The 21,785-nt window shown below is 40.9% G+C and carries 16 protein-coding genes, 2 tRNA genes and 3 rRNA genes; 12 read left to right on the top strand and 9 right to left on the bottom strand.

What is annotated here, in order from left to right; all coding sequences use genetic code 11:
* The first annotated feature begins 174 nt into the window (after positions 1-174).
* The 7 genes from J671_RS10590 to cysK all read left to right on the top strand — a co-directional run bounded on the left by J671_RS10590 (position 175) and on the right by cysK (position 7,401).
* Positions 175-1,712, top strand: a 16S ribosomal RNA gene (locus J671_RS10590).
* 59 nt (positions 1,713-1,771) lie between these two features.
* A tRNA-Ile gene (locus J671_RS10585) sits at positions 1,772-1,848 on the top strand.
* A 55-nt stretch (positions 1,849-1,903) separates the two neighbouring features.
* Positions 1,904-1,979 (top strand) — tRNA-Ala (locus tag J671_RS10580).
* Between the two features lie 340 nt (positions 1,980-2,319).
* A 23S ribosomal RNA gene (locus J671_RS10575) occupies positions 2,320-5,210 on the top strand.
* Positions 5,211-5,389: 179 nt separating this feature from the next.
* Positions 5,390-5,504 (top strand): 5S ribosomal RNA (rrf, locus tag J671_RS10570).
* Together the 16S, 23S and 5S rRNA genes with 2 tRNA genes alongside form the textbook arrangement of a ribosomal RNA operon.
* Positions 5,505-5,707: 203 nt before the next feature.
* The gene (locus J671_RS10565; RefSeq protein ID WP_031982205.1) at positions 5,708-6,250 is read left to right on the top strand and encodes a GNAT family N-acetyltransferase; all 543 of its coding nucleotides are present in this window, start codon (positions 5,708-5,710) and stop codon (positions 6,248-6,250) included.
* Positions 6,251-6,402: 152 nt separating this feature from the next.
* A complete protein-coding gene (cysK, locus tag J671_RS10560; RefSeq protein ID WP_031982204.1) occupies positions 6,403-7,401 on the top strand; it encodes a cysteine synthase A in 999 nt (332 codons plus the stop codon).
* Between the two features lie 51 nt (positions 7,402-7,452).
* Here the strand turns inward: cysK and J671_RS10555 are convergent, their stop codons facing one another.
* The 4 genes from J671_RS10555 to J671_RS10540 form a co-directional block, all read right to left on the bottom strand.
* Positions 7,453-8,061, bottom strand: coding sequence for a lytic transglycosylase domain-containing protein (locus J671_RS10555; protein ID WP_006581200.1), 609 nt, complete (start codon positions 8,059-8,061; stop codon positions 7,453-7,455).
* A gap of 280 nt (positions 8,062-8,341) precedes the next feature.
* Entirely contained in the window at positions 8,342-8,575 is a 234-nt protein-coding gene (locus tag J671_RS10550) for a DUF2798 domain-containing protein (RefSeq protein ID WP_031982202.1), read from the bottom strand.
* A 4-nt stretch (positions 8,576-8,579) separates the two neighbouring features.
* On the bottom strand, positions 8,580-9,146 hold the full coding sequence (locus J671_RS10545) for a flavodoxin family protein (protein WP_031982200.1): 567 nt from the start codon (positions 9,144-9,146) through the stop codon (positions 8,580-8,582).
* An 18-nt stretch (positions 9,147-9,164) separates the two neighbouring features.
* Positions 9,165-9,650, bottom strand: a complete 486-nt coding sequence (locus tag J671_RS10540; protein WP_031982199.1) for a DUF2938 domain-containing protein — start codon at positions 9,648-9,650, stop codon at positions 9,165-9,167.
* Between the two features lie 81 nt (positions 9,651-9,731).
* Between J671_RS10540 and J671_RS10535 the strand changes: the two genes are divergently transcribed.
* The 4 genes from J671_RS10535 to J671_RS10520 all read left to right on the top strand — a co-directional run bounded on the left by J671_RS10535 (position 9,732) and on the right by J671_RS10520 (position 14,953).
* Positions 9,732-10,136: a helix-turn-helix domain-containing protein gene (locus J671_RS10535; RefSeq protein ID WP_031982198.1), complete on the top strand. Its 405-nt coding sequence runs from the start codon at positions 9,732-9,734 to the stop codon at positions 10,134-10,136.
* Positions 10,137-10,282: 146 nt separating this feature from the next.
* Positions 10,283-11,542: an esterase-like activity of phytase family protein gene (locus tag J671_RS10530; protein ID WP_009505540.1), complete on the top strand. Its 1,260-nt coding sequence runs from the start codon at positions 10,283-10,285 to the stop codon at positions 11,540-11,542.
* 216 nt (positions 11,543-11,758) lie between these two features.
* Positions 11,759-14,137, top strand: coding sequence for a YgiQ family radical SAM protein (locus tag J671_RS10525; RefSeq protein WP_004711003.1), 2,379 nt, complete (start codon positions 11,759-11,761; stop codon positions 14,135-14,137).
* A 315-nt stretch (positions 14,138-14,452) separates the two neighbouring features.
* The gene (locus J671_RS10520) at positions 14,453-14,953 is read left to right on the top strand and encodes a DUF2726 domain-containing protein (protein WP_002048972.1); all 501 of its coding nucleotides are present in this window, start codon (positions 14,453-14,455) and stop codon (positions 14,951-14,953) included.
* A 154-nt stretch (positions 14,954-15,107) separates the two neighbouring features.
* On the opposite strand, the gene J671_RS10515 is transcribed toward J671_RS10520, so the two are convergent.
* From J671_RS10515 to J671_RS10495, 5 genes are all read right to left on the bottom strand, one after another.
* Positions 15,108-15,461, bottom strand: a complete 354-nt coding sequence (locus tag J671_RS10515) for a RidA family protein (protein ID WP_004711002.1) — start codon at positions 15,459-15,461, stop codon at positions 15,108-15,110.
* A gap of 321 nt (positions 15,462-15,782) precedes the next feature.
* A complete protein-coding gene (gene dinB / locus J671_RS10510) occupies positions 15,783-16,838 on the bottom strand; it encodes a DNA polymerase IV (protein ID WP_031982196.1) in 1,056 nt (351 codons plus the stop codon).
* A 1-nt stretch (position 16,839) separates the two neighbouring features.
* Complete coding sequence (locus J671_RS10505) at positions 16,840-17,598, bottom strand: GH25 family lysozyme (RefSeq protein WP_004883694.1); 759 nt, start codon at positions 17,596-17,598, stop codon at positions 16,840-16,842.
* 77 nt (positions 17,599-17,675) lie between these two features.
* Positions 17,676-19,067, bottom strand: a complete 1,392-nt coding sequence (mdtD, locus tag J671_RS10500) for a multidrug transporter subunit MdtD (protein WP_006581192.1) — start codon at positions 19,065-19,067, stop codon at positions 17,676-17,678.
* A gap of 168 nt (positions 19,068-19,235) precedes the next feature.
* Entirely contained in the window at positions 19,236-19,859 is a 624-nt protein-coding gene (locus J671_RS10495; protein ID WP_001089658.1) for a TIGR00730 family Rossman fold protein, read from the bottom strand.
* 326 nt (positions 19,860-20,185) lie between these two features.
* Between J671_RS10495 and J671_RS10490 the strand changes: the two genes are divergently transcribed.
* Complete coding sequence (locus J671_RS10490; protein ID WP_031982193.1) at positions 20,186-21,778, top strand: TerC family protein; 1,593 nt, start codon at positions 20,186-20,188, stop codon at positions 21,776-21,778.
* The last annotated feature ends 7 nt before the right edge of the window (positions 21,779-21,785 follow it).

Here is a 21,785-nt window from a genome sequence, read left to right as displayed (position 1 = left end):
ATCATTAAGAGAATTGAAGAACAACTTGTGTGGATTTTTACTGATTGATTAATCGAAATAATTTTCATTGATTGATTGGTTTAAATTACTCGAAGTTTATTTGAGCGAAATTTAAGTCAGTAATTGATGAGCCAGAATTGGCACCTTGTCTATAAATAAGGTGCAAAATGATTTTAACTGAAGAGTTTGATCATGGCTCAGATTGAACGCTGGCGGCAGGCTTAACACATGCAAGTCGAGCGGGGAAAGGTAGCTTGCTACTGGACCTAGCGGCGGACGGGTGAGTAATGCTTAGGAATCTGCCTATTAGTGGGGGACAACATCTCGAAAGGGATGCTAATACCGCATACGTCCTACGGGAGAAAGCAGGGGATCTTCGGACCTTGCGCTAATAGATGAGCCTAAGTCGGATTAGCTAGTTGGTGGGGTAAAGGCCTACCAAGGCGACGATCTGTAGCGGGTCTGAGAGGATGATCCGCCACACTGGGACTGAGACACGGCCCAGACTCCTACGGGAGGCAGCAGTGGGGAATATTGGACAATGGGCGCAAGCCTGATCCAGCCATGCCGCGTGTGTGAAGAAGGCCTTATGGTTGTAAAGCACTTTAAGCGAGGAGGAGGCTACTTTAGATAATACCTAGAGATAGTGGACGTTACTCGCAGAATAAGCACCGGCTAACTCTGTGCCAGCAGCCGCGGTAATACAGAGGGTGCAAGCGTTAATCGGATTTACTGGGCGTAAAGCGCGCGTAGGCGGCTAATTAAGTCAAATGTGAAATCCCCGAGCTTAACTTGGGAATTGCATTCGATACTGGTTAGCTAGAGTGTGGGAGAGGATGGTAGAATTCCAGGTGTAGCGGTGAAATGCGTAGAGATCTGGAGGAATACCGATGGCGAAGGCAGCCATCTGGCCTAACACTGACGCTGAGGTGCGAAAGCATGGGGAGCAAACAGGATTAGATACCCTGGTAGTCCATGCCGTAAACGATGTCTACTAGCCGTTGGGGCCTTTGAGGCTTTAGTGGCGCAGCTAACGCGATAAGTAGACCGCCTGGGGAGTACGGTCGCAAGACTAAAACTCAAATGAATTGACGGGGGCCCGCACAAGCGGTGGAGCATGTGGTTTAATTCGATGCAACGCGAAGAACCTTACCTGGCCTTGACATAGTAAGAACTTTCCAGAGATGGATTGGTGCCTTCGGGAACTTACATACAGGTGCTGCATGGCTGTCGTCAGCTCGTGTCGTGAGATGTTGGGTTAAGTCCCGCAACGAGCGCAACCCTTTTCCTTATTTGCCAGCGAGTAATGTCGGGAACTTTAAGGATACTGCCAGTGACAAACTGGAGGAAGGCGGGGACGACGTCAAGTCATCATGGCCCTTACGGCCAGGGCTACACACGTGCTACAATGGTCGGTACAAAGGGTTGCTACACAGCGATGTGATGCTAATCTCAAAAAGCCGATCGTAGTCCGGATTGGAGTCTGCAACTCGACTCCATGAAGTCGGAATCGCTAGTAATCGCGGATCAGAATGCCGCGGTGAATACGTTCCCGGGCCTTGTACACACCGCCCGTCACACCATGGGAGTTTGTTGCACCAGAAGTAGCTAGCCTAACTGCAAAGAGGGCGGTTACCACGGTGTGGCCGATGACTGGGGTGAAGTCGTAACAAGGTAGCCGTAGGGGAACCTGCGGCTGGATCACCTCCTTAACGAAAGATTGACGATTGGTAAGAATCCACAACAAGTTGTTCTTCATAGATGTATCTGAGGGTCTGTAGCTCAGTTGGTTAGAGCACACGCTTGATAAGCGTGGGGTCACAAGTTCAAGTCTTGTCAGACCCACCATGACTTTGACTGGTTAAAGTTATAGATAAAAGATACATGACTGATGATGTAAGCTGGGGACTTAGCTTAGTTGGTAGAGCGCCTGCTTTGCACGCAGGAGGTCAGGAGTTCGACTCTCCTAGTCTCCACCAGAACTTAAGATAAGTTCGGATTACAGAAATTAGTAAATAGAGATTTCGATCTTGGTTTATTAACTTCTGTGATTTAAGTATCACGGTATTAAGCATGACCTGACGAAGGCATGTTTATTCATTAACAGATTGGCAAAATTGAGTCTGAAATAAATTGTTCACTCAAGAGTTTAGATTAAGCAATTAATCTGAATGAATTGAGAACTAGCAAATTAACTGAATCAAGCGTTTTGGTATATGAATTTAGATTGAAGCTGTACAGTGTTTAAATACACAGTGCTCTAAACTAAAATGTTGAAGTTACTAACTTGTAGGTAACGTCGACTGTTTGGGGTTGTATAGTCAAGTAATTAAGTGCATGTGGTGGATGCCTTGGCAGTCAGAGGCGATGAAAGACGTGATAGCCTGCGAAAAGCTCCGGGGAGGCGGCAAATATCCTTTGATCCGGAGATGTCTGAATGGGGAAACCCACCTACTTTAAGGTAGGTATTGCAACATGAATACATAGTGTTGCAAGGCGAACGAGGGGAAGTGAAACATCTCAGTACCCTTAGGAAAAGAAATCAATTGAGATTCCCTCAGTAGCGGCGAGCGAACGGGGATCAGCCCATTAAGTTATGTGTGTTTTAGTGGAACGCTCTGGGAAGTGCGAACGTAGAGGGTGATATTCCCGTACACGAAAGGGCACACATAATGATGACGAGTAGGGCGAGGCACGTGAAACCTTGTCTGAATATGGGGGGACCATCCTCCAAGGCTAAATACTCCTGACTGACCGATAGTGAACCAGTACCGTGAGGGAAAGGCGAAAAGAACCCCTGTGAGGGGAGTGAAATAGATCCTGAAACCGCATGCATACAAGCAGTGGGAGCACCTTCGTGGTGTGACTGCGTACCTTTTGTATAATGGGTCAGCGACTTATATTCAGTAGCGAGGTTAACCGTATAGGGGAGCCGTAGAGAAATCGAGTCTTAATAGGGCGTTTAGTTGCTGGGTATAGACCCGAAACCAGGCGATCTATCCATGAGCAGGTTGAAGGTTGGGTAACACTAACTGGAGGACCGAACCCACTGTCGTTGAAAAGCCAGGGGATGACTTGTGGATAGGGGTGAAAGGCTAATCAAGCCTGGTGATAGCTGGTTCTCCCCGAAAGCTATTTAGGTAGCGCCTCGGACGAATACCATAGGGGGTAGAGCACTGTTTCGGCTAGGGGGTCATCCCGACTTACCAAACCGATGCAAACTCCGAATACCTATGAGTACTATCCGGGAGACAGACTGCGGGTGCTAACGTCCGTAGTCAAGAGGAAAACAATCCAGACCGCCAGCTAAGGCCCCAAAATCATAGTTAAGTGGGAAACGATGTGGGAAGGCATAGACAGCTAGGAGGTTGGCTTAGAAGCAGCCACCCTTTAAAGAAAGCGTAATAGCTCACTAGTCGAGTCGGCCTGCGCGGAAGATGTAACGGGGCTAAAACTATGTGCCGAAGCTGCGGATTTGACATTAGTCAAGTGGTAGGGGAGCGTTCTGTAAGCCGATGAAGGTGTATTGAGAAGTATGCTGGAGGTATCAGAAGTGCGAATGCTGACGTGAGTAACGACAAAACGGGTGAAAAACCCGTTCGCCGAAAGACCAAGGGTTCCAGTCCAACGTTAATCGGGGCTGGGTGAGTCGACCCCTAAGGCGAGGCCGAAAGGCGTAGTCGATGGGAAATTGGTTAATATTCCAATACTTCTGTGTAATGCGATGAGAGGACGGAGAAGGTTAAGTCAGCCTGGCGTTGGTTGTCCAGGTGGAAGGATGTAGGTATGTATCTTAGGCAAATCCGGGGTACTCTATACTGAGATCCGATAGCAAGCTGTACTTGTACAGCGAAGTGGCTGATACCATGCTTCCAGGAAAAGTCTCTAAGCTTCAGTTACACAGGAATCGTACCCGAAACCGACACAGGTGGTCAGGTCGAGTAGACCAAGGCGCTTGAGAGAACTCTGCTGAAGGAACTAGGCAAAATGGTACCGTAACTTCGGGAGAAGGTACGCTGTTGTTGGTGATGGAACTTGCTTCCTGAGCTGATGACAGCCGCAGAAACCAGGCCGCTGCAACTGTTTATTAAAAACATAGCACTCTGCAAACACGAAAGTGGACGTATAGGGTGTGATGCCTGCCCGGTGCTGGAAGGTTAATTGATGGGGTTAGCGTAAGCGAAGCTCTTGATCGAAGCCCCAGTAAACGGCGGCCGTAACTATAACGGTCCTAAGGTAGCGAAATTCCTTGTCGGGTAAGTTCCGACCTGCACGAATGGCATAATGATGGCGGCGCTGTCTCCAGCAGAGGCTCAGTGAAATCGAAATCGCTGTGAAGATGCAGTGTACCCGCGGCTAGACGGAAAGACCCCGTGAACCTTTACTGCAGCTTGACACTGAACTTTGACCTTACTTGTGTAGGATAGGTGGGAGGCTTTGAAGTTGGAACGCTAGTTCCAATGGAGCCGTCCTTGAAATACCACCCTGGTAATGTTGAGGTTCTAACTCTGTCCCGTTATCCGGGACGAGGACCGTGTCTGGTGGGTAGTTTGACTGGGGCGGTCTCCTCCTAAAGAGTAACGGAGGAGTACGAAGGTGCGCTCAGCGTGGTCGGAAATCACGCGTAGAGTATAAAGGCAAAAGCGCGCTTAACTGCGAGACCCACAAGTCGAGCAGGTACGAAAGTAGGTCTTAGTGATCCGGTGGTTCTGTATGGAAGGGCCATCGCTCAACGGATAAAAGGTACTCTGGGGATAACAGGCTGATACCGCCCAAGAGTTCATATCGACGGCGGTGTTTGGCACCTCGATGTCGGCTCATCTCATCCTGGGGCTGAAGCAGGTCCCAAGGGTATGGCTGTTCGCCATTTAAAGAGGTACGCGAGCTGGGTTTAGAACGTCGTGAGACAGTTCGGTCCCTATCTACCGTGGGCGCTGGAAATTTGAGAGGATCTGCTCCTAGTACGAGAGGACCAGAGTGGACGAACCTCTGGTGTACCGGTTGTGACGCCAGTCGCATCGCCGGGTAGCTATGTTCGGAAGGGATAACCGCTGAAAGCATCTAAGCGGGAAGCCTACCTCAAGATAAGATTTCCCTAGGAATTTATTCCTCTAAAGAGCCGTTCGAGACTAGGACGTTGATAGGTTGGATGTGGAAGCATAGTGATATGTGAAGCTGACCAATACTAATTGCTCGTGAGGCTTGACTATACAACACCCAAGCAGTTGTATATAAAGCATCAATCGATTCATAAATCTACAAAGCAACTTGATTTAGTTATTCCACTAGATAAAATGAACACAGTCAGATTCAATCAGCCCAATCTGTAAAGATTTGGAAAACGCTTCGGCAGTCAATAAGACCAAAGCAAGTATCCATAAACAGTTGTGCTGGCGACCATAGCAAGAGTGAACCACCTGATCCCTTCCCGAACTCAGAAGTGAAACCTCTTAGCGCTGATGGTAGTGTGGGGTTACCCATGTGAGAGTAAGTCATCGCCAGCTCATTATTCTAAACACCCCAATCTCAAAAGAGCTTGGGGTGTTTTTTATTGCGCGGTATAAAGTGAAAACACATAACTAAAAATCAGATTTGCACGGTTGCCGTGCTTCAGAGATATAGGGTCTTAGTTCAATGTAATAAAAAACATTTCATAATATTCCAATCTTTGCTTAATCTATAAATAATTAAATTTGAGTTTTCATCTATGCAGTTCAAAATTATCGCAGCCCAAGATCTAGATAAAAATCAACGTCATCAGATTGCTGAGTTATGTTTTTCTGCTTTTGATGAAGATCCTTGGAGCCAATATGCTTTCATGCAAAAAGCATTTCATATCGTGGGTATATTAGATGATCAAATTGTTTCACATGCCTTATGGACGGATAGAGTTTTTACTATAAATGGTAGCTGCGATGTAAAAACTGCTTATGTAGAGTATGTGACCACTGATTACACCATGAGAGGTAAGGGGCTTGCATCACAATTATTAAAATATTTAGTTGAAGCATTAACGGACTTGCAATATGGACTTGCTGCATTACAACCAGAAGATGAAGCGTTTTATAAAAAATTAGGTTGGACTACTTGGTGGGGAGATTTGTACATCAAACAAGATACATCTACTTATCTGACTGATGACTATGAAATTATGCTATATCCTTTAAGTATTCCTATTAAAGATCTACTATTGTATCGCTCACAGGGCGATAGTATTTGCGCAGAATGGCGAGAGGGTGAGGTTTGGTAGTTAGAATGGTCTAATAATTTTATTATTTTTTTTCTAAGTCTAATTTAGATGTAGCTGTCATTTTTTTATATTACTTAACTTTTTCTACTTTCCTGTTTATTAGACAAGCCTATAATGATTCAGAATCATTCCAAATCTAATAAGGATATAACATGTCTACCGATCAGCAATTTCCAACTCCCAACAATTTAGGTATCGCGGTATATTCCAATAATGCCGAAGCTATTGGTAATACACCTTTAGTACGTATTAACCGTTTGATTAAAACGGGTGCAACCGTATTAGCAAAAGTGGAAAGCCGTAACCCTGCATTTTCTGTGAAATGCCGCATAGGAGCGGCACTTATTGCAGATGCAGAGAAACGTGGTGTATTAAAAGAAGATATGCATATTGTTGAGCCAACCAGTGGTAATACTGGTATTGCATTGGCGTTTGTTGCTGCGGCAAAAGGATATCCAATAACTTTAACTATGCCTGCAAGTATGAGCCTTGAGCGTAGAAAAGTACTGAAAGCTTTAGGTGCTAATTTGGTTTTAACTGAACCCGCGAAAGGTATGAAAGGTGCAGTTGATGAGGCTATACGATTAGCAACTGAACAGCCAGATCTTTATTTCTTGCCACAACAATTTGAAAACCCAGCGAATCCACAAATTCATGTAGACACAACTGGTCCTGAAATTTGGCAAGCTACAGGTGGGCAAGTCGATATTTTAGTTGCGGGCGTCGGTACAGGCGGTACGATTACAGGTATTTCTCGTTACTTTGAACAGGTTCAAAATAAACCTTTGTATTCAGTAGCAGTTGAACCTGCTGAGTCTCCAATTATTACTCAAACCAAAAATGGTGAAAACATTACACCTGCACCACATAAAATTCAGGGAATTGGTGCGAACTTTATTCCAAAGAATCTTGATTTGGACCTTGTGGATGAAGTCTTACCAGTGAGTAGCGAAGAAGCAATTCAATGGGCGAGAAACTGTGCAACCCAAGAAGGTATTTTAGTGGGTATTTCAAGTGGCGCTGCATTAGCAGCCGCTGCAAAAATTGCAGAACGTCCTGAAAATGCTGGTAAAACCATTGTTGTTATTCTGCCAGACAGTGGGGAGCGTTATTTGTCTTCTGTCTTATTTGAAGGTTTATTTGACGAATAAAATTAATCGCATAAAAAAGCCCATCCATTGATGGGCTTTTGTTTAAGTTTTTTATAGAGCACTTTTTAAATTTTTTTGATGATGCTTAATAGATCGAGCATATTTTTTCGCTTTGTGACGGGTCCAGAAGCTTCTCTCATATCCTGTTGGCCCAACATTATAATAAGCTGTAGCTTTAAACCAGCTATCTGCGGTTTGATAGTAATGATTTAAAATATAAGCACCACATTGGATATTTGTAGATTCATCATACAAATTACCAGCACAAGTTTGTTGCCAATAGCTTGGAATAATTTGAGTTAAACCAACAGCCCCAGTCGGAGAGCGGGCATTACTATTATAGTTCGACTCTTGTCTGATAACTGCCGCGAGTAAAAGTGGAGGAACATTATATTTGTCAGCACTTTGAATAATCATTGGAGATAATCGATTGGCTGTACTCGGTGGAACGGAATAAGCTTTTTGTAAACCAGATGATAGCTTATTTGAACGCCAAGTAAATGAGCCACTATTAGGGCCTAAGCTTGTACATCCTGTCATTATGATCATCAAGAAAATTATGAAAAATTTCAGACCAAGGATGTGTAATTGTGATGGTTCAAAACGATTTTGGGTTAAAGATGGGGTAAGCAAAATACAAAACCAATAATGAAGTTTCAAATAAAATGATGGTATTTAGCCGTACTTATAGGATCAATATTAGTTCTGTTGCTCAGCACATCTAAAAAGTAAGAATTTTGTATAATTGAAATGAAAAAACCCCGACATCCTGTCGAGGTTCCTTCGTATTCAGCTTTATGTAGCTAACTCCTGTCAACTACCGCTTCCTGCGTTCTTATTCTTCTTTAATGAGACATCCTGTCTCTCTATGATTCATATATTATGAAATAATACTAAAGCTGAATATCCGCAAATCACCGCAAGTTTTGTAGGTTTTAACTTACAGACGTACTTTTTTAACATTCTTAAATACAAGGTCAACGAGTTTCTGGGCTACAGGAGCACAAATCAATACACTTGGGAAAGCCAGTATCCATGCAATAATCCAAGCTGATACCCATAATGAAACGAAGTGATGATTGAGTCCTACTACTTTAAAAGTTGAAATACCTGAAACGATAAAAGACATCATTCCCGATAAAATTAAGAGGAATAAAAGTTTCTGTGCTTTCATGGTTTTATATTCCTTGATAAGCACTTAAGGTCAATGCAAAATTTTCTCCAAATTGTTGAGCAGTTTTAATATCTCCTTCCTCAAACCTATCGGCATTACTGCCGTGTTCAGCCTGAGCCATTAAGCCTGACCATGAACCAAGACGGTTGGCTGCTTGAGCATAAGGAATACCTTGGTGCTGCTCAGGCATAATCGGATTGCCGACCCAGAGCATGCCGTGTTGCATACAAAAGGTAAAAATCGAAATTAGTGTCGATTGTTTATCACCAGCGGGAAGAGAGGAAACGGTAAATCCAGCTGCTAATTTTCCTTTAAAATTCTGCTTTTTCCATAATGGCCCTGTTGCATCCATGAGTTGTTTTAATTTGGAAGATACGCCACCTAAATAAGTAGGAGATCCCCAAATTAAGCCATCATATTGATTAAGAATTTCTGGGCTCTCGATAAGATCTTCAGCATTAAGTAAATCTACTTCAATATCTTGATGGCTTAAAATACCAGTTTGAATTTGCTGAGCAATAAATTGGGTATGTCCTTGGCGACTATAGTAAATAATGGCAACAGTTTTCATGGATAATTTCCTCTTTATCTAAATTTGAAATATTTTTGCAGTGAGATATAAACCACAGCCAAAAAAGCTATGATTCAGTAAACTTTTTAGACAGTTCAGAAAAGGGTGCGGGGTTTTTGACGAAGCAAAACCACTACCCATGGCCGGTTGCATAATAAAAAAGGGAATTAGAACAGTGACTACACCAAAGATTAGTGCTGAGTAAAACTGAGGATGAATGAGCCAATCTGAGCCGACAATGACAAGAAAGCTCAATGCAAAAATAATCCCGACACTATAATGAGCAATCCAGCCCAATAAATATTCACCCTTAATTTGAGGGCTTTGAGCGATAGATTGATGGATGAGTTTTCCTTGAAATATCCAACCTACCCAGCGTCCAAGAAAGGAAAAATTTAAAGTCGGGATCTTAAATATTTTTAGTATTAACAGCCATATATCCATAATAACTGTTGCACCAACACCAAGACATAAAGCTTGAAAGAATAATGTGGAGGTATTCATTTTTACACCTTCCTTTTATACGTATGAAACGTGATAAATTTATTGTGCAAGTTCAAGTTCACTTGAAGTCAAGAGGATGTTATGGATATTGGTGAAGTTTCTCAGAAGGCAAAAGTCACAACAGCTACGCTACGTTTTTATGAAGAGAAGGGGTTAATTAAGTCAATTGGGCGGCAAGGTTTACGTCGGCAGTATGGTAAGCAGGTGCTTGATCAACTGGCACTTATTGCTTTAGGACGTGCTGCCGGATTTTCTTTAAATGAGATCGCTACTATGTTTGGACAAGATGGTCGGCCTGATCTTGACCGTCAAAAACTAAAAGATAAAGCTGAACAGCTAGAGCAAATGGCAAAGCGATTACATTTTATTAGTCAAGGATTACAACATGCAGCTGTCTGTCCAGCCGAAAATCATATGGAATGCCCAACCTTTCAGAATTTTTTGAAAGCAGCAATTGCTGGAGAATATCAGCCAACAAAACTTTAATTTTTTTGATGAAGTTATTTAGTTTGTAACTGTATTGAATAGTTGGGTTTGTCATATATTCGCCATAAAGATTTCATCTTTTTGAAGTAAAAACTTCATATAAGCTTGATTAAATTTGCTTAATTTTTTACCAAATGTATAAAATCATGAGCAAAAAAACTTTAGTCGCATTATTATGCTGTGCCAGTTTAGGATTGACGGCATGTAATGATGATAACGATCAAGAACAAACTTCACCTGCAGAAAACGTTACCGAACCAACTTTAATTTCTTTTGCCAAATTGCCTGTAGAAACCTATGCTGCTGGCCCAGACTCTGGTGCATATGTAAAAGGTGCAAATGGAATTTATCCGCCATTTAAAGGCCAGCCTGTACAAGGTTTTTCGGCTGCATTAAAAAATGAAGATGGTAGCTATATGGCAATGGCCGATAATGGTTTTGGTACCCAAGATAATTCTTCTGACTTTTTGCTTCGTATTTATAAATTAAAACCTGATTTTAAAACTAAAGCCAAAGGTACAGGGCAAGTTACTGTACAAAGCTTTATTCAATTGCGTGATCCAAACAAGTTAATTCCTTTTAATATCGTGAATGGTAACACGCCTGAGCGTTTATTAACGGGTGCTGATTTTGACCCAGAGTCAATGCAACGTACTAGCGATGGCACTTATTGGATTGGGGATGAGTTTGGCCCTTATTTACTTCATTTTTCAGCGGATGGTGTGTTATTAGATGCCCCAATTCCTTTACCAAATCCGTTAAATCCGACTCAAGAATTACGTTCACCACAAAATCAGTTTAATAAAGCACAAATTAATTTTGTAGAACCTCTAGTTCAGCAAAGTGGTGGTTTTGAAGGTATGGCAATTTCACCAGATGGGCAGTATCTTTACCCTCTTATAGAAAAGCCAATTAAATCAATTCGGGAAACGGAAAGACAATTACTGATTTCTCAATTCGATATTAAGAAAAAAGCCTATACAGGAAAATATTATTGGTTCCAGCTAGATAGTAAGGCAACCAACATTGGAGATTTCCAACTCTTTAATGATAAAGAAGGCATTATTATTGAGCGTGATGCAACTCAGAATAATTTAGGCGGATATAAAAAATTAATTCGTATTAAATTGAATGAGTCAGGCCAGCTAGTAAGCCGTGAAGATTTAGTCGATTTAATTAAAATTGCTAACCCGAATATGTTGTATGGCACAGCTAGAGCGGGGGATATTGGTACGGGACAGGTGTTTGCTTTCCCGTTTGAAACCATTGAAGATGTGATTATTGAAAATGGTACAACGCTCACGGTACTAAATGACAATAACTTCCCTGGTTCAACAGGACGCAACGCAAAACTGGCTGATGATAACGAGATTATTCAAATTCGTTTACCAAAAGCTTTGTTCTAATACCTATAAATAAATTATGTTAAGACTACGGCGGATTTTATTCCGTCGTATTTATTCTGAGAATAAAAATATTGGATAAACTTTAATCAAATTAATTTCTATATTATTGTTTCCGTATGTTTTATAAACAAGGAAAATGAATGAAATTCATGTTAAAATGATCGGCTTTCATCTTTAGATGTCTCTCCTTCATCTGCTAGCCGAGATTCGCAAGCCATGTCTACCGCTTATACCATGCAAACTGCGCCAAAAGCGCTGTTTGATTACGACAAATATTGGGCGTCGTGTTTTGAACCAGCGCCATTTTTGCCGATGTCACGAGAAGAAATGGACCAACTCGGCTGGGATGCGTGTGACTTTATTTTAGTCTGTGGTGATGCTTATATTGACCACCCATCATTTGTGTCGGGTGTGATTGGGCGTGTACTTGAAGCACAAGGTTTCCGCGTCGGAATTATTGCGCAGCCCGACTGGACCAACGTTGAAAGCTTCCGCGTTTTAGGTAAGCCAACGATTGCTTGGGGTGTAACCGCAGGTAATATGGATTCGATGATTAACCGTTATACGGCAGATCGTAAAATCCGTTCGGATGATGCTTATTCTCCAAACAATGAACCAAATAAACGTCCTGACCGTGCTGCAACAGTATATTGCCAACGTTGTCGTGAAGCATTCCCAGATGTACCTGTACTATTAGGTGGTATTGAGGGTAGTTTACGTCGTATTGCGCACTATGATTATTGGTCAGACAAAGTCCGTCGTTCAATTTTAATGGACTCAAAAGCCGATATGCTTATGTATGGTAATGGTGAACGTGCCATTATTGATGTGATGCACCGTTTGGCTAAAGGTGAAAAAATCCACGAGATTACAGATGTTCGTGGGACAGCATTTATTATTAATAAAAATAACAGAGCATCTAAAGCAAAATTTGTTGAAATTGCCAGTAATGACGTAGATACGATTGGGCGTGTTGATCCAATTATTAACCCTTATGTCATGACTGAAGATATTGATGGCTGTGAGGTTGAGAAAGAAAAAGGTAACTCTTTAGCTCAATATCAAAATTTCCAAAAAGAGATTGTTGCAAATCCGATTGTACGTGAAGGCGATAAACTAGATGACGACACTCAAATTGTTCAACTAAAGCCTGCGCAATCAAAAGCAATTAAACACAAATTACCACCACGAGAGTTAGCGGTCATTCGTTTACCTTCTTTTGAAGAAGTGGCAAATGATCAAGTGCTTTATGCGCATGCAAACCGTATTTTGCACCTTGAAACTAATCCCGGTAATGCCCGTGCATTGGTGCAACGCCATGGTGAACGTGATGTCTGGATTAACCCACCTCCAATTCCTCTAACGACTGAGGAAATGGATTATGTATTTGATTTACCTTATGCACGGTTGCCACATCCTACTTATGGTGATGCTCGTTTTCCTGCATTTGATATGATCAAATTCTCGGTCAACATTATGCGTGGCTGTTTTGGTGGTTGTACGTTCTGTTCAATTACAGAACATGAAGGTCGTATTATTCAAAACCGTTCGGAAGATTCAATCTTACGTGAGATTGAAAAAATCCGTGATACAGCACCAAACTTCACAGGTATTATTTCAGACTTAGGTGGCCCAACGGCAAACATGTACCGTTTGCACTGTAAAGACCCAGAAATTGAGAAGAACTGTCGTAAACCTTCTTGTGTTTATCCGGGCGTTTGTCAAAACTTGCATACCGATCATGCGCCATTAGTGCAGCTTTACCGTAAAGCGCGCGAAATTAAAGGTGTGAAGAAGATTCTGATTGGTTCAGGTTTACGTTATGACCTTGCAGTATTGAACCCTGAATATGTCAAAGAGCTGGTGCAACACCACGTGGGTGGTTATTTAAAAATTGCTCCTGAACATACTGAGCAAGGCCCGCTATCTAAGATGATGAAACCGGGTATTGGTACGTATGATCGTTTTAAACAAATGTTTGATCGTTTCAGTAAAGAAGCAGGAAAAGAGCAATATCTAATTCCTTACTTTATTGCTGCGCATCCGGGTACTTCAGATTATGACATGATGCACCTTGCTATTTGGTTGAAAAAGAATGGTTTCCGTGCCGATCAGGTACAGACTTTCTATCCTTCACCAATGGCAACTGCAACAACGATGTATTATTCGGGTAAAAACCCGCTTGCTAAAGTCGCTCGCTATACTGAAAAAGTTGATATTGTAAAAGGTGAAAAACGTCGTCGTTTGCATAAAGCATTCTTACGTTACCATGATCCAAATAACTGGCCATTACTTCGTGAAGCCTTAAAAGAAATGGGCCGTGCCGATTTAATTGGTAATTCAAAGCAGCATTTAATTCCGACTTATCAGCCAAAAGGTACTGAAGGGGAATATAAATCTGCCCGTAAGAAAAATTCGTCTACAGCAGGGGACTCAGTTAAACGAAATAACCAGCAAACGAATAATCATTCAAATCACAAGCGTCCACAAAAAGGTCAGGTACTTACCCAACATACGGGTTTACCTCCTCGTGAAACAGGTGAGAAGAGACCATTTGGTGGCAAAAGTAAACCAAAATCCAAAGCTCGTGGATAATGATAAAAAAGGCTCTTAAACAGAGCCTTTTTTATTTTTGAAGAGGGGATTTAAATCGTATAGTGAGATTTTTGAGAATTTTTAACCTAAAAAATGTAATGAAAAATGATAAATTCTAAAAATCTGACGAACTGCACTTGATTGTTGCTGACTCTATGATTATAAATAATGTGAGGGTGGCTAAATTTAAGCCAAGCTTGATAACTACAAGTGAAATTACTAAGTGAACCTTTTAAAAAAACGGCTATGTCGTTATCAATTAAAACAAAGCGTGATCTAGCAAAATCATTATAAAAAACTTAAAGGATTGGACCCATGTACTATTTAATTACGATCTTATTACTCTTTTTGACTGTCGTGATGGCAGTGAAAAGTCTCTCAAGAAAGCACCAACAAGACAGTGCTTTAAAGCGTCGCGCCGTGTTAAGTAGTCATGAACAAATGACACTAACCCGCTTACAAACAGTATTGCCTAAATTTACTGTATTAGCTCATGTTTCATTTGATGCCTTATTAACGACTAAATATGCTCATACTCGCCGCAAATATCAGAATATGACGGCTGACTTTGTTGTACTTGATCAAAATTATCAGGTTTTTGTGGTGGTTATGCTTGAGGAAAATGGGCTACGTCGAGCACATCAGCAATATGAGCGCCGTTTATTACAACTTGCAGGGTATCGTGTACTTCGTTATAGCAGTGTGCCTGATTATCATGACTTAAGAAGAGATTTATTAACTCCTGAATCGGAGATGGCAACTTTACCTGCCACACCTCAGTTAGAGAGAATTTCAAATGCTTTCGTGAAGTCTTAAAAGTTATAACTAGATGTTATAGCAATTTAATTTTAGGGCTCATTAAAGAAGATTTGAATAAAATGCTGAAATTAAAATTTCTAAAAACATAAAAAACTGAGCACTATCTTAATCAATATTGCTCAGTTTTTTTATTAATTAAAATCAAAGAGAATTAAGGAAGTACTGCAACGACAGTCATTTCTACCAGTACATCAGGTGCATAAAGTTTAGACTCCACACAAGTACGAGCAGGCGGATGCTCTTTGCTAATCCATGCATCCCATACAGCATTCATAGCCGCATAATCCGTTTCAATATCTTTTAGAAAAATCATGACAGAAAGAATATGACTCTTGTCCGTACCAGCTTCAGCAAGTAAGCGATCAATATTGTCTAAAGTTTGTTGGGTCTGCGCTGTAATGTCCACGCTGGTATCATCAGCGAGCTGTCCTGCTAAATGAACCAAATTACCCGAAATCGCCACTTCACAATATCTTGAAGTCACGTGTAAGCGTTTTACCGTCATAAAAATGCTCTAAAGTTTCTTTATGGAATAGTTCGATTTTATGAAGAGTTAGTAGGCAGGTGCAAGCAAGTGCAAAAGAATTTGGGTAGATTATTGTTGTGATTTATAAGGATGGGCAAGCTCCATGTATTTTAAGTGCCCTGTAATATTCGGATTTGGTCGTCGCGCCAATCACAGGACGATATGCCAAAAATAAAGGTTGTTTTTGACATGTTGCAAATACATGGGTAATGAATATGCGCTGATTAGATTACTTCAAACTTTGAGCAAAAGGGAATAGATTTTGTTTAAAAGTTGTTCTTTTGTATAAAAAAACAACACTTACCATAATGACAACTGAAAGTCGTCAGCTTTGGTCTGTAATTGATAAACTCCAATACCAATCAGCCGAAATTGGAAGTTTTCGGGAATATGCATCTCATTTAAAAGTAAGAATAAAACTTGAATCAGGTCTTGTTGAGAATGAATTGGGTTCTTAAAACTTTTACTGTGTTGCAAAGTCTGGAAATTCTTAAGTTTGAGCTTAATATTTACACCACGAGCATTAAGTTGCTTTTTCTCTAAACTTTGCCAGACTTTTTCGGCTAGGCCATGCCAGTAGGGTTGGCACTGGGCTAAAGTAAAGTCACTATCAAATGTGGTTTCTTTTGAAATTTGCTGACGAGCACGTTCAGCTTGAACAGGGCGGTTGTCGATGCCTTGGGCATATAAATAAAGCTGTTGCCCATATTTACCAAAGTGGTGAACTAAAAGAGCTTCTTCAATTTTTTGTAAGTCACCCAGCGTATGTAACTCAAGCTGTTGGAGTTTTTCTTGGGTAACTTTACCGACCCCCGGAATTTTTTTTAAGGGCAAGTCTTGAATGAAACTGGCCACCTGAGAGGGCTTTATCACAAACAGGCCATTCGGTTTATTCCAGTCAGATGCGACTTTTGCCAAGAATTTATTGGGTGCTACACCAGCCGAGGCAGTCAGTCCTGTTAGCCTAAAAATATCTTCCCGAATATGCATGGCCACTTCGGTTGCACTCGCGATTTGTTTTAAATTTTCAGTAACATCGAGGTAGGCTTCATCTAAAGATAAAGGTTCAATAAGAGTGGTGTATTGTTGAAAGATACTATGAATTTGAGCCGAGATAGCACGATATTTTTCAAAATTAGGTTCAATAATAACAACGTGAGGACATAGTTTTCTTGCTTGGCTCATAGACATAGCAGAGCGTAAACCAAACTCACGAGCAGGATAAGAAGCTGCCGCAATAACAGCGCGCGGATGATGTGAAGATATAACGACGGGCAGATGCTTTAGATCAGGACGTTCTCGCAATTCGACCGATGCATAAAAGGCATCCATATCGATATGAATGATTTTGCGCATATTATTGTGCTTTCACGATGCCTTGCTGCTGTAAAAATTGGTGCCATTCTTTGACTGAACCCTCATAAACATTTAAGTCTACTGGCTTGGTCATACCTTCAATTTTACCTTGATTACTATGTTGCCAAAAGAGCCATTTTCTTTTGTCTTTAAGCTCAGGTTTTCCTTCGTAATCTCTGACCCACAGAGGTGTATTAGGGAAACTACCTATTAATACAATGTGGTAAAAAGTTTTGGAAATATAAAAGATAGGCTGTTTACCATAATGCTGTTTTAAGCGGTCATGCATGATGCCTATTTCTTTAAGTAGTTGTTCTTTAGTGTGCGCATTAATACAGTTGCCGTCATATTCCAAATCAATAACAGGGGGAAGGGCATCGGTCTTGTTGGGCACAGTGGCAATAAAATTTTCAGCTTGTGTTTTACCATCACGGCATAAACGATAAAAATGATAAGCCCCGACATGAAATCCATGTTCGCGTGCTTTTAGCCAGTTTTCTTGAAATTTTGGGTCTTTATAATCACCGCCTTCAGTTGCTTTTAAATAAACAAATTGGAATTTTTTTTGGGATATTTTTTTCCAGTTGATATCGTCTTGATGATGAGAAATATCAAAGCCTTGAACAGGGTAATCTTGAGCGATTGCTTTTTGTTGGTAGAACAGACCGAAGTAAGTTAGAACCCCCATAACACAAGCTAAAACAATCCCAATTAGGGTATTGTAGCGTGGTGCAGAAAAGGTTTTTGCCAGCTTGGTCATGCAAAACTCAGTATTGATATGAAGCCCACATCATAGCGTGATTTAAGAAATATAAACCATGCTAAAAATGCAACTGCTTACACAGGTGTATTTTTTGGAATTTGCCAAAAGATAAGCGCAGTAATGACATTAATACAACCTAAACAAATAAGGGTGACATGGAACGCTGTTGTTACATGGGCTGTACCATAGTAATTGGTAAATACATTGATGAGTGTACCTGCTAGCGCAACACCAATACTCATTGAAAGCATCATAATCATTGATAAGAAACTATTCCCACTACTCGCATCTTGCTGAGGCAAATCTTTTAAGGTGAGCGTATTCATTCCTACAAATTGTAATGAGTTTAATGTACCAAATAAGAAGAAGTGTAAAGCTCTAAACCAAGTTGGGGTGTCGACAGTCATAATTGCAAAAGACGCAATACATAGTCCCACTAAAGTTGTGTTAATTAACAGAAAACGACGATAACCCAGTTTCTGAATGATCGGTCTAACAATCGGCTTGGAGAAAAGCGAGCCTAACACTAGCGGAATCATCATTAATCCCGCAATGAATGGCTCAAAACCAAAAGCGACCTGTAGCATGAGTGGTAAAACAAAAGGTAGGGCATTACCACCAAAGCGGGCGAAGAAATTACCTAAAATACCAATCGCATAAATTTTATTTCTAAAGAGACGGCTACGGAATAATGCATTTTGATGTGTATGTGAATGATAGGCATACCAAAGCGTTGCGATTACTCCCACCACTAACAGTGAAATACTGAACCATTTGGAGTATTCAGGCGAGGCAATATGTTCAATACCTAAAGACCAGCCAATCATTGCAACGACTAAGAGCACAAAACCAATAAGATCAAAGGATTTTACTGTAGGTTCTTTTACATTTGGCATGACTTTTAATGTCATTAATATACCGAGTATACCCATTGGAATATTAATAAGAAAAATCCAGTGCCATGTTGCAACTTCAACGAGCCAGCCTCCGAGTGTGGGACCTGCCAAAGGACCAAGTAAACCTGCCAGACTCATAAGGCTCATGGCAGCTAGGAACTGAGTTCGGGGAATAATTTTTAAAAGTGATAAACGACCAACGGGGAGTAATAATGCCCCCCCAACGCCCTGAATGACACGGAAAAATAGAAGTTCATTAAGGCTTTGAGAAAGACCACAACCTAAAGATGCAAGCGTAAAAATAACAATTGCTGATAAAAACGTATTTCTAACACCAAAGCGGTCGGCTAACCATCCACTTAAAGGAATACAGGCCGCCACAGATAAAACATAAGCTACCACCACGCTATGCATACGTAATGGATCTTCATTTAAATGATGTGCCATTGCAGGAATAGCTGTATTTACAATTGTTGTATCTAATGCCTGCATAAAAAAGCCAATGGAAACCAAAAGAACCAATAGGCGATATTCAGGTTGCAAAGCTTGATGAGTCGGCGTGGCATTCATAACATTTGAAAATTAACGTTTTCGCTTAGTGTAAAACAAATTGAAAGTAAAAAGAGTAAGGCAATGTTGAGTACCCCTTTACTAAATCTAATTGCTTTTGAAGGCAATCGTGAAAATAGTTAAAACAAAAAAAGCGGAAGAACCGCTTTTTTATTGAGATAGGAGAGTTTACACAACAAATCTTTTTGGCATTTTTAAATTTTTAATGACGTTATAAATTTGATCGATTTCTTCACATACAATTAATTTAGCTCGATGCTGAAGAGGGAGGAAGCCTTCTTGTACAGCATGGTCTAACTGAGCAATTAATGCATTATAAAAACCATTTACGTTATATAAAATCATGGGTTTTTGATGCTGATTGAGTTGACCCCACGTCGCAATTTCCAAAATTTCTTCGAATGTTCCCAAACCACCAGGTAGTGCGATAAAAGCACTCGCACGCTCTGCCATCATGGCTTTACGTTCATGCATGGTTTCGACCACATGCAGTTCGGTCAATCCTGCATGAGCCACTTCATAATCAAGCATAAATTCAGGAATGACACCTACAGCTTCTCCACCATGCGCAAGTACGCTTTCTGCAACTTGTCCCATTAGACCAATGCTGGCACCGCCGTAGACCAAACCAAAACCTTGTTCAGCAATTCCGCTGGCTAACTCAATTGCCTTTTCGCGATAAATCGGGTTATTTCCTGCTCGTGAGCCACAATATAATGCAATAAGAGGTTGTGTTGTTTTTACAGATGTTATTGGTGAATCATTTACTGCCATTGTTAATACGCTATTCATTGCTTTATTTTCACCTTATCACGTTCATATTTCTTGTCTACACTAAGCAAAAAATATGACAACTTTATAAGCAGTTTTATAGGAAAGATTCATGTTTTGTATGGGTTTGGTGAATACATATAATGATCAAATAAAAATGATGAATTTATGTTAAATCTTGCCTATACTGAAAATTCGTTTAACAACATATGAACAAATATGGGTAGTGGTTGTAGTCGCTCCGTTTTAATTTCTTGTCCTAAAAAAACATTATTCCCCCTTTGTCTAGGCACGCCTGTTGCGTTGTCCAATAAAGATAAAATCCACCCAGCACAGGAGCAGGATCAATGATCTTTGAATGGATGTCTGATCCGTCTGCTTGGGTAGGCTTAGCTACATTAATTGTTCTTGAAATCGTACTAGGGATCGATAACCTCGTCTTTATTGCTATTTTGGCTGAAAAGTTACCGCCAGAACAACGTACTAAGGCACGTATAGTGGGTTTAATACTCGCTTTGGGAATGCGTCTTATTCTGTTAGCTTCAATTGCTTGGGTTGTGACACTCACCCAACCACTTTTCCATATTTTTGACCATCCATTCTCTGGCCGTGATTTGATCTTGTTATTCGGTGGTGTGTTCTTGTTATTTAAAGGCACCATGGAATTGCATGAGCGCATGGAAGGTAAACAGCTTCATAAAGAAGATAATCCAGTTCATGCTGCGTTCTGGATGGTGATTGTCCAGATTGTAGTGCTTGATGCCGTATTCTCACTAGACAGCGTAATTACTGCTGTAGGTATGGTCAAAGAGCTTTCAATCATGATGGTTGCTGTTGTGATTGCTGTGGGTATTATGCTGTGGGCTTCAAGACCACTCATGGACTTCGTAAATAAGCACCCAACAGTCGTTATTCTGTGTCTTGGCTTTTTAATGATGATTGGTTTCTCGTTGGTGGTGGAAGGTTTTGGTTTCCATATTCCGAAGGGTTACTTATATGCTGCGATTGGTTTCTCGATTTTAGTTGAAATGATCAACCAAACCATGCGCCGCAATCAAGAAAAGCTAGTGACGACTACAGATTTACGTTATCGCACAGCTTCTGCGGTTTTACGTATGTTAGGCAGTAAAAATAGCGGTTCTACTTCAGATGCCCAAACGGCTGATAAAGAAGATGTATTGGCTACTCAAGCTTTTGCCGATGAAGTCTTTGATGAAGAAAATGGTGCTTACCATAGTGTGCTTGTACAAGGCGTACTTGGGTTATCTGAACGCCCAGTAAAGTCGGTGATGACTCCACGACCTGAGCTTGAATGGATTGACTTAGATGATGAACCAGAAGTTTTGAAAGAACGCTTAATGTCGATGACACATTCACGTTTAATTGTTGCTCGTGGTGAACTTGATAATATTGAAGGTATCGCGCTTACGCATAAAGTTCTAAATGGCTTCATTGAAACAGGCATTGTTGATTTTCAAAAGTACTTACGTGAGCCAGTCATTGTGCATGAAAATGCTCAAGTGCTTATGGTGATGGAACAATTACGTCAGGCTCCTTTGCAAATGGCGATTGTTCTAAATGAATATGGTTCAATTGAAGGTATTGCGACACCAATTGATATTTTAGAAGCAATTGCGGGTGAGTTCCCTGATGAAGATGAACTAGATGCAGCAGCTGAAAGCTTAGAAGATGGTTCGTTAATACTTGAAGGTTCAACCGATATTCGCCATGTATCGCTTTTACTCGGTCGTGATTTGGTAGATGAAAGTGAACAGTACTCTACTTTATCGGGTTATTTGTTATTCCATTTAGGTCGCTTACCTGAAAATGGTGAAACTGTTGAAGCGGATGGTTATCGCTTTGAAGTTGTAACCATGGAAGGCCACAAGATCGAGAAAGTTCATATTGTTTCTATCGAACAAGATGAAACGAAAGATTAAATTGCGT

The organism is Acinetobacter sp. 1130196 (assembly GCF_000588095.1).
GTDB classification, from domain to species: Bacteria; Pseudomonadota; Gammaproteobacteria; order Pseudomonadales; family Moraxellaceae; genus Acinetobacter; species Acinetobacter nosocomialis.
The sequence above is the reverse complement of the archived record's forward strand: the minus strand, read 5'-3'. Positions and strand labels throughout refer to the sequence as shown.

Bases quoted from the DNA above. Each gene is read 5' to 3' on its own strand.
- J671_RS10565 (WP_031982205.1), top strand. From the start codon at position 5,708: ATGCAGTTCAAAATTATCGCAGCCCAAGATCTAGATAAAAATCAACGT.
- cysK (WP_031982204.1), top strand. From the start codon at position 6,403: ATGTCTACCGATCAGCAATTTCCAACTCCCAACAATTTAGGTATCGCG.
- J671_RS10550 (WP_031982202.1), bottom strand. From the start codon at position 8,575: ATGAAAGCACAGAAACTTTTATTCCTCTTAATTTTATCGGGAATGATG.
- J671_RS10545 (WP_031982200.1), bottom strand. From the start codon at position 9,146: ATGAAAACTGTTGCCATTATTTACTATAGTCGCCAAGGACATACCCAA.
- J671_RS10540 (WP_031982199.1), bottom strand. From the start codon at position 9,650: ATGAATACCTCCACATTATTCTTTCAAGCTTTATGTCTTGGTGTTGGT.
- J671_RS10535 (WP_031982198.1), top strand. From the start codon at position 9,732: ATGGATATTGGTGAAGTTTCTCAGAAGGCAAAAGTCACAACAGCTACG.
- J671_RS10530 (WP_009505540.1), top strand. From the start codon at position 10,283: ATGAGCAAAAAAACTTTAGTCGCATTATTATGCTGTGCCAGTTTAGGA.
- J671_RS10525 (WP_004711003.1), top strand. From the start codon at position 11,759: ATGTCTACCGCTTATACCATGCAAACTGCGCCAAAAGCGCTGTTTGAT.
- J671_RS10520 (WP_002048972.1), top strand. From the start codon at position 14,453: ATGTACTATTTAATTACGATCTTATTACTCTTTTTGACTGTCGTGATG.
- J671_RS10515 (WP_004711002.1), bottom strand. From the start codon at position 15,461: ATGACGGTAAAACGCTTACACGTGACTTCAAGATATTGTGAAGTGGCG.
- dinB (WP_031982196.1), bottom strand. From the start codon at position 16,838: ATGCGCAAAATCATTCATATCGATATGGATGCCTTTTATGCATCGGTC.
- J671_RS10505 (WP_004883694.1), bottom strand. From the start codon at position 17,598: ATGACCAAGCTGGCAAAAACCTTTTCTGCACCACGCTACAATACCCTA.
- mdtD (WP_006581192.1), bottom strand. From the start codon at position 19,067: ATGAATGCCACGCCGACTCATCAAGCTTTGCAACCTGAATATCGCCTA.
- J671_RS10495 (WP_001089658.1), bottom strand. From the start codon at position 19,859: ATGAATAGCGTATTAACAATGGCAGTAAATGATTCACCAATAACATCT.
- J671_RS10490 (WP_031982193.1), top strand. From the start codon at position 20,186: ATGATCTTTGAATGGATGTCTGATCCGTCTGCTTGGGTAGGCTTAGCT.